Raw genomic sequence first — 8,422 nt, forward strand, 5'->3', positions numbered from 1 at the left:
GGTGGCGATACCGCTCACGCCGTGATCGTGAAACACGCGCCCGGGTTGTTGGCCACGTCGAGCCGGGCGTTGATCTGGTCGAGCATCGCCCGGATCAGCTTCATCCCGAGGCCCGTGCCCCTGCCGCGCACCTTGGCGTCGGCCCAGTCGTCGGGCAGGCCCGAGCCGTCGTCGCAGACCCGGAGCTGGACCTCGCCGGGGCCGGAGGCCGAGACGCTGACCTCGACGCGGCCGCCGCCGGCGGGGTTGGCGGCGTACTTGAAGGCGTTGGTGACGAGTTCGGTGGCGATCAGCGAGAGCGCCACCGCCTTGCGGTAGGGCACCATCAGGCCGGGCTCGGCCGAGAGGTCCACGGCGTGGCCCTCGCCGGCCAGCCCCGCCAAATCGTTGCACAGGTTCTCGATGGTCTGACCGAGATCGACCTCGTCGAAGCGCTCGGCCTGGTACAGGCTGTCGTGCACGCGGGCGACGCTCATCACCCGGGCGGAGGTGTCCGCGAAGGCCTGGCGGGCGTCGGGGTCGGCGATCTGCCGGCGCTGCATCTGCAGGAAGGCCGAGACGATCTGCAGGGAGTTCTTCACCCGGTGGTCGATCTCCCGGGTCAGCAGGTCCTTCTGCTCGAGCAGGCGCTCCTTCTCGGCGAGCAGGCTGGTCAGCTCGTCGATCTTGCGGCGTTGGCGCAGCACCACGCCCTCGACCGCCTCGACGAGCGAGCGGGAGAGATGGACCTGCCACGCGGCCCAGGCCGTGGCGAAGCCGGTGCGCTCCTCGACCCAGCGCTCGAACGAGCGACGCGGCAGCAGGGCCACCGGACCGCTGCCGGCGAGCACCGGTTTGCGCGGGTCGCCGCCCCAGGTCACGGTGCTGGGCACCTCGGGCCGGAACCAGATCAGCAGGGTCTCGCGCGACTCGTCCACGAAGGCGGCGAGCACGCCGCTGGCGATCTCCCGGTACGGGGCCGCCTCCAGGTATTCCGCGGTGAAGCTGCTGCTGCTGTAGCCGGTCTCGCCCGGTTGCAGCCCGGTCCGCAGCCAGCGGGCGATCCGGGCGACCACCGCGGGGGGCGGCGCCTGCCCGATGAGGGTAACCCGCTCGCCCGCCACGATGCCGGCGCCGGTGGCGTTGAACAGGTCGAGCAGGGTCGTGGTGCCGCCAGTGAGCGCGGCCACGAAGTCGTCGGACCGGGTCAGGCCGCGGACCAGGCGGCCCTCGACGTCGAGATGGGTCTGCCGCTCCTCCCAGAGCCGGCGCGATTCGATCTCCTGCACCCGCATGGCGAAGGCGTCGGTGAGCACGGTAGCGGCCGAGCGCGTCTCGGGCGTGACGTAGTGCGGGCGGCGGTGATGGCCGATCATCAGGCCCCAGAGCCGGCCCTCGACCATGATCGAGATCGACATGGAGCCGTTCACGCCCAGGTTGCGCTGATACTCCAGGTGGATCGGCGACAGCGTGCGGTGCTGCGCGAAGGTCAGGTCGATCGGGCCGTTGCCGGCGCCGGGGGCCGCGACCAGGCCGACCGGCACGCTGTCCCGGTCGATCACGAAACGGTTCTTGGCCCGGGTGTAGAGGGCGCGGGCCTGCGCGGGGATGTCGGAAGCCGGGAAGCGCAGGCCGAGCAGGCTGCGCGACCAGTTCGGAACCTTGTCCTCGGCCACCGCCTCGCCGTTCCAGTCCGCGTCGAACCGGTAGACCAGCACGGCCTCGAAGCCGGTGAACGCCCGGATCTCCAGGGCGGCGATGCGGGCGGCCTCGGCCAGGGTGTCGGCCTCGCGCAGGCGCCCGACCGCGAGCTCGGTGTCGACCTGGCTGGCGGTGGGGAAGTCGTCAGCGGATTCGGGCTCGAGCTCCAGCTCGACGATCACCCGGCCGGCATGGGCGTGGGCGACCACGTAATAGGGTGCGGCGCGGCCGGTCAGGGTCAGCCGGCGGCGGACGGACAGGCCGTCCGACAGGGTGCCGGCCGAAAGCCGCGCGCGGACCGCCGCGACGAAGTCCCGGGGCAGCACCTCCTCCAGGGGACGGCCGGCGAGCGGCGGATCCACGGGATCCACGATCTCGTCGACATTGGCCGAGTAGGCCAGGACCTGGAGGGTCCCGGCGTCGGCCGCGATCATGACCGCGTTGGGCTGGATCGAGCCCGGGATGTGGATCGGCTCGCGCTCGCAGTGGCTGGCATCCACCGGCTCGGCCCGGGCCCGCCGGCCGATCGCCGCCATGACGGCCTCACGGGACAGGCCGGCGCCGAGGCTCTCCAGCGGATCGATGGTCAGCCACGTGACCGGCCCGGCCTCCGCGGCCTTGCCGTGGCGCATGTGGACCCGCGCGCGCAGGGGCTGGGGCAGCCGGCCGAACACGTAGTCGAAGCTCTCGTCCAGGGCGCCCCTGCGGGTTCCGGAGAGGAAGCGGCCGCGGAAACTCGGCACGTTCGTGCCCGGCATCACCTCGCGGAAATAGTTGCGGCCCAGAACTGATTCGCGCGAGAGGCCCGAGAGGGTGCTCGCGCCCTCGCTGAAGACCACGACCGTGCCGTCCGCGTCGAGGCCGATAACGCCCTCGTCGAGGCGGTCCAGCGCGTCGGACGCGAGCGTATCCAGGTCGGGGCCGCCTTGGGGGGCCTGTTTCGGCGGCATCAGGAAAGCACCCCGCTCATCCGGTCTGATATGACCGGGGGCGCAGTGAAGTGCAATGCTTCCTCAGACACCAAGATGAAACCGGAATCACGATGCCGTTGAACGCAGACTAAGACCGGCAGATCGTGTGTGTGATTTCAGACAATGCCGTCGAAAATCCCTCCTCAACTGTAGGGTGGTATATGGGCTGGTTCAGGACAGTTGCGGCGGTCTTTCCGTCCGCGATCGCGTGGGTCAGCAGATGCGCCAGATGCTCGACCGCGGGTCCGATCATTTCGCCCCCCAGGAGCGTACCGTCCCGGTCGGCCCAGATCCGCAGGCCGCCGCGATTCGCGCCGTCGACCCGGGCGCGGCCCTGGTCGGCGAACTCGACGGTGCCGGTCACGCGGCCGGGGGCGTCGGCCTCGTAGGGCGCGCCGACCACCGCGACCTGCGGATCGGTGAACACCATGGCGAGGCTGGTCCAGGGTTCCGGCTTCGCCACGGCGCAGGACGCAGCCAGCGCCGCCGCGTTGGCGCCGGCGATCCCGCCCTGGCGGCTGGCCTCGTGCAGCACAGGCCGCCAGCCATCGGCGTCACCGGCGATCAGGATCGGGGCGCCCGCACAAACGAGACTGCGCCGGTCGAAATCCGGCACGCCGTCGTCGCCGAGGCGCAGGCCTGCGGCGTCCAGCCCGAGTCCGTCGAGGTTCGGCGCGCGGCCGGTCGCGGCGAGCACCCGCTCGGCCCGCGTCACCTGCGCGTGCCCGTGCTGGTCTGTCCAGGCGAGGCGCACGCCGTTGCCGTCGCGCGTCGCCGCTTCGAGCGTCGCGCCGAGATGCAGGTCCAGCTCCGCACCGAAGATCGCGGCGGCCTGTCGGGCGAGGTCCGGCTGGGACAGCCCGGCGACCGTGTCGCCCGTATCGAGCACCGTGACCCGGACGCCGAGGCGCGTCATCGCCTGGGCGATCTCGATCCCGACCGCGCCGGCGCCGAGCACGGCGAGCGAGCCCGGGAGATCGGGGATCTCGAACAGGGTGTCGGTGGTGAGAAGCCGGTCGCCAAGCCCGTGGAGCGGCTTCGGGATGTTCGGGCTCGATCCCGTGGCGATCACGGCGGCCTTGAAGGCGATGCGCGTGTGGGCATCGACCGTCAGGCTGCGGCCATCCTCAAACCGGGCGGTGCCGGCGATGCGCGCGCCCTCGGGCAGCCCGTCGAGACCGTCGAGAACACTGTCGACGAACCGGTCCCGCTCAGCACGGACGCGTTCGAGCACCGCGCGCCCATCCACCGCGACGCCGGACACCCGGATGCCGAACGGATCGGCGCTCCGGGCCGCGTGGGCGGCCTTGGCTGCCGCGATCAGCAGCTTCGAGGGCATGCAGCCGACCCGGGCGCAGGTCGTCCCCCCCGGGCCGCGCTCGATCAGCACGGCGCTGGCCCCGGCGTCGGTGGCGGCCCGATAAGCGGCGATGCCGGCGGTCCCGGCCCCGATCACCGCCACATCGCACGCGTGTTCGTTCATCGTATTCCCAGGCCGGTTGCCGGGGCCAAAGTCCGCCCGCCCCGGTTCGTTCCGCCTGCGCGGACGCGCCTCAGGTGTAGGGCTGGCGGGTTTGGACGGGATGGGTGCGAAGGAGATCCGGCTGGGATGCGGCCGGCAACCGCCGCCCCCCCTGTTTCCGAATGCGCCGCAGGTCGCCGCCCCCGCGCGGATGACGACGGTCACACGTCGTCGTCCGCGCGGGGGCACGAGGCGTTCTCCTACCCTTGTGACACCGGGTCGGACAGGTTGGGATTTTGATCGCTGTTCAGGGCGGAAGGCTCAGTCTTTTCCGCCTTGAGGCTCCGTCGAAAAAGCCACCCGCCGTCATCCCCGGCTCGCCTGCGGCGCCCCGGGATGACGGCGCGGGTCCCCTCTTCCGTACCGAAGAGGGGGTTCGTCGCGCCCTGTGAGCGACGATGCGTGAACATCCAAACCACGAGGGGGAGGAGAAACGCGTTGGGTTGGAGCGACTTGCGCTGAAAAACCCGAACCGTCGATCCGGCAGCCCGCGTCGGTGAAGGCAGGACGGCCGTTACCCGGCGTTGCGCCCCGGCGCCGTGCCGCCGAGGTGGAACACCCGGTGCGGCACCAGTTCGCCGCGCTCGACGTCGCCCACCGCGACCAGGATGCCGCCGCAGGTCGCGAAGGCCTTGCCCTCCACGGGGGCGTCGCGGCCGCGCAGGATGACAGACTGGCCGCGCATCAGGCGCAGGCCCAGGTCGCGCGAGACCGTCACCTCGGGGATCGCGTCCAGCGCGGTCTCGACCGGCCGGAGATGCGCGAGTGCGGCTTCCGGGCCGCCCTCGGTCAAGCCGGCGGCGGAGCACGATTCGGCTTCCGAGAACGGCCCGACGCGGGTGCGGCGCAGGGCCGAGACATGGCCGTAGCAGCCGAGCATACGGCCGAGGTCGCGGGCCAGGGCACGGACATAGGTGCCCTTGCCGCACTCGGCCTCGATCACGGTGCGCTCGCCGTCATGCTCCACCACCGCGAGGCGGTCGATCTGCACCGGCCGGGCCACCAGTTCCACGATCTCGCCCTCGCGGGCCAGGTCGTAGGCGCGCTCGCCCTGGATCTTGATCGCGGAATAGCGCGGCGGGACCTGCTCGATCGCCCCCACGAAGGTCGGCAAGGCCGCCTCCACGGCGGCGCGCTCCGGGCGGGCCTCGCTGGTCGCCACGGCCCGGCCCTCGGCGTCATCGGTGTCGGTCTCGACACCCCACTGCACGGTGAACCGGTAGGCCTTGCGACCGTCCATGACGAACGGGACGGTCTTGGTCGCTTCACCGAGGGCGATCGGCAGGATGCCCGACGCCAGCGGATCGAGGGTCCCGGCATGGCCGGCCTTCTTGGCGTTGAAGGCGCGCTTCACCACCGCGACGGCGTGGGTCGAGGTCATGCCGACGGGCTTGTCGAGGATGACCCAGCCCGACACGTCCCGGCGCTTGGGCCGGTCGGGACGCGGCCCGCGCTGCGGGCGGCGCTCCTCCGGGCCCCGGCGCTCGGTGCCGGGACCGGGTACCGCGCGCTCGGCCGGCGGATGATCTTCGATGGAAACGGTCATAGCCTCGTGTCCCCCGGGGTCGTTGCCCCGTTCCTGTCCGTGTGCCGTCGGGGATCAATGCCCCCGACCGGTCTCCGGTTCGTCGTCCTCATGCCCGTCGCCGTCCCGCTCCGGGACGAGGTCGCGCTGCACCCGCTCGTCGCGGAGCAGCTTGTCGATGCGTGCCGCCTCGTCGAAGGTCTCGTCGCGGAGGAAGCGCAGCTCGGGCGCGAATTTCAGGTTCACTCGGCGCGCCACCTCCTGGCGCAGCACCTTGCGGTGGCGGTCCAGGGCGGCGATCACCGGCGCCTCGTCGACACCGCCGAGCGGCATCACGTAGGCGGTGGCGAGCTTCAGGTCCGGAGACATCCGCACCTCCGGCACGGTCACGACATGCGTGTTGAGCACCGGATCCTGGATGTCGCCGCGCTGGAGCACCTCCGCGAGGGCGTGGCGCACGAGTTCGGCCACGCGCTGCTGGCGCTGCGAGGGGCCGCTGGAGGTTGGTTTCTGGGCCATTCTGTCTCGGGCCGGCGGCGCAGGGCGGCCGGTTCACGTCCAAGAGGGATCACGTCCAAGAGGGGCGCGGTGCGCGAAACGACGCGCGAAACGAAAAGACGGCCGCGGCTGACGCCGCGACCGCCCTGTCCGGATCGGGTCCGGGCTCTCAGAGCGTGCGGCGGATCTCTTCGACCCGGTAGCACTCGATCACATCGCCTGCGCGCATGTTCTCGAAGTTCTCGAAGGCCATGCCGCACTCCTGGCCGGAGGTGACTTCCTTCGCGTCGTCCTTGAACCGCTTCAGGGTCTTGAGCTTGCCCTCGTGGATCACGACGCTGTCGCGGATGAGGCGGACATGCGCGCCACGCTCCACGATGCCGTCCTGCACGCGGCAACCCGCGACCTTGCCGACCTTCGAGACCTCGAAGACCTCCTGGATGGTCGCCTCGCCGAGGCGCTCCTCCCGCAGGGTGGGCGGCAGCATCCCCGACAGCGTGGCTTTGATGTCGTCCACGAGGTCGTAGATGATGTTGTAGTAGCGGATATCGATCCCCGCCCGCTCGGCGGCCTCGCGGGCCTCCTTGAGGGCGCGCACGTTGAAGCCGATCACCACCGCCTTCGACGCCTGAGCCAGGGTGATGTCCGACTCGGTGATGCCGCCGACGCCCGACAGGAGGATGCGGGCCGCGACCTCGCCGTTGCCGAGCTTCTCGAGGGCGCCCGAGATCGCCTCGACCGAACCCTGCACGTCGCCCTTGATGACGACCGGCAGCTCCTTGCGGCCGGCGCCTTCCTTGAGGTCGCGCATCATGTCGACCAGCGAGCGGTTGGCACCGCTGGCGCGGGCATTCTGGCGCTCCCGCTTCTGGCGGGCGCGATACTCGGTGACCTCGCGGGCCCGGGCTTCGCTCGGCACCACGGTCACGCGGTCGCCGGCATCGGGGGTGCCGTTGAAGCCGAGGACCTCCACGGGCACCGACGGGCCGGCGTACTGCACGTTCTCGCCGAGGTCGTCGACCAGGGCGCGCACGCGGCCCCACTCGGCGCCGGCCACGACGATGTCGCCGGTGAACAGGGTGCCGCGCTGGACCAGCACGGTCGCCACCGGGCCGCGGCCGCGGTCGAGCTGGGCCTCGATGACCGTACCCTCGCCGTCGCGCTTCTCGTTGGCGCGCAGGTTCATGATCTCGGCCTGGATCTGGATGCCCTCCAGCAGCTCGGGCAGACCGTCGCCGGTCTTGGCCGAAACCTCGAACTCCAGGGTCTCGCCGCCCATCGACTCGACCTGGATGTCGTGCTGCAGCAGCTCCGTGCGGACCCGCTGGGGGTTCGCGTCCGGCTTGTCGATCTTGTTGACCGCGATGATCATCGGGACGCCCGCCGCCTTGGCGTGCTGGATCGCCTCGATGGTCTGCGGCATCACGCCGTCATCGGCCGCCACCACGACCACCACGATGTCGGTGACCTTGGCGCCGCGGGCGCGCATCGACGTGAACGCCGCGTGGCCCGGGGTGTCGATGAAGGTGATCATCTCGCCGGACGGCGAGGCGACCTGATAGGCGCCGATGTGCTGGGTGATGCCGCCGGCCTCGCCCTCCACCACGTTCGCCTTGCGGATCGCGTCGAGCAGCGAGGTCTTGCCGTGATCGACGTGGCCCATGATGGTGACCACCGGCGGACGGGGATCGAGATCCTCCTCCAGATCCGGCTCGTCGGAGGACAGGCCCTCTTCCACGTCGGACTCGGCGACGCGGCGCACGGTGTGGCCGAGCTCCTCGGCGATGAGCTGGGCGGTGTCCGAATCGATCACGTCGGTGATCTTGTGGATCTCACCCTGCTTCATCAGCAGGCGGATCACGTCCACGGCCCGCTCCGACATGCGGTTGGCGAGTTCCTGGATGGTGATCGTCTCGGGGATCGTCACCTCGCGGGACAGCTTCTCCTTCTGCTCGACCTGCCCCCGGCCGCTCATGCGCTGCTGGCGGCGGCGGAACGAGGCGACCGAGCGGGTCCGCTCGTCCTCACCGGACGTCGCCGTCGCGATGGTCAGGCGGCCGCGGTTGCGGTCACCGCCCGGCGACTTCGGCGTCTTCGGGGGCGCGATGATCTTGAGCGGCATGCCGGGACGGCGGATGACCCGCTTGGTCTCGGACTCGTCCTCGTTGGTCTGCGCACCGCGGCCGGCGGGACGCGCCGCGGCGGTCGCGCCGGCGGGGCGGGCGG

At 71.2% G+C, this 8,422-nt stretch carries 5 protein-coding genes; all 5 read right to left on the bottom strand.

What is annotated here, in order from left to right; translation table 11 throughout:
- Nucleotides 1-14: 14 nt before the first annotated feature.
- Complete coding sequence (locus tag FV242_RS11900; RefSeq protein ID WP_147939058.1) at nucleotides 15-2,630, bottom strand: histidine kinase dimerization/phosphoacceptor domain -containing protein; 2,616 nt, start codon at nucleotides 2,628-2,630, stop codon at nucleotides 15-17.
- 109 nt (nucleotides 2,631-2,739) lie between these two features.
- Nucleotides 2,740-4,134 carry a dihydrolipoyl dehydrogenase gene (locus tag FV242_RS11905; protein WP_147939059.1) on the bottom strand — a complete coding sequence of 465 codons (1,395 nt, stop codon included), beginning with the start codon at nucleotides 4,132-4,134 and terminating at the stop codon, nucleotides 2,740-2,742.
- A 553-nt stretch (nucleotides 4,135-4,687) separates the two neighbouring features.
- Nucleotides 4,688-5,719: a tRNA pseudouridine(55) synthase TruB gene (truB, locus tag FV242_RS11910; RefSeq protein WP_147939060.1), complete on the bottom strand. Its 1,032-nt coding sequence runs from the start codon at nucleotides 5,717-5,719 to the stop codon at nucleotides 4,688-4,690.
- A gap of 54 nt (nucleotides 5,720-5,773) precedes the next feature.
- Entirely contained in the window at nucleotides 5,774-6,217 is a 444-nt protein-coding gene (rbfA, locus tag FV242_RS11915; RefSeq protein WP_147910546.1) for a 30S ribosome-binding factor RbfA, read from the bottom strand.
- A 148-nt stretch (nucleotides 6,218-6,365) separates the two neighbouring features.
- Nucleotides 6,366-8,422 (bottom strand): translation initiation factor IF-2 (infB, locus tag FV242_RS11920; RefSeq protein ID WP_147939061.1); only part of this gene is annotated, 2,057 nt, incomplete at its 5' end.

This window comes from Methylobacterium sp. WL64, from assembly GCF_008039945.1.
GTDB lineage: Bacteria > Pseudomonadota > Alphaproteobacteria > Rhizobiales > Beijerinckiaceae > Methylobacterium.

Coding starts and splice junctions, on each gene's coding strand:
- FV242_RS11900 (WP_147939058.1), bottom strand. CDS start 2,630: ATGCCGCCGAAACAGGCCCCCCAAGGCGGCCCCGACCTGGATACGCTC.
- FV242_RS11905 (WP_147939059.1), bottom strand. CDS start 4,134: ATGAACGAACACGCGTGCGATGTGGCGGTGATCGGGGCCGGGACCGCC.
- truB (WP_147939060.1), bottom strand. CDS start 5,719: ATGACCGTTTCCATCGAAGATCATCCGCCGGCCGAGCGCGCGGTACCC.
- rbfA (WP_147910546.1), bottom strand. CDS start 6,217: ATGGCCCAGAAACCAACCTCCAGCGGCCCCTCGCAGCGCCAGCAGCGC.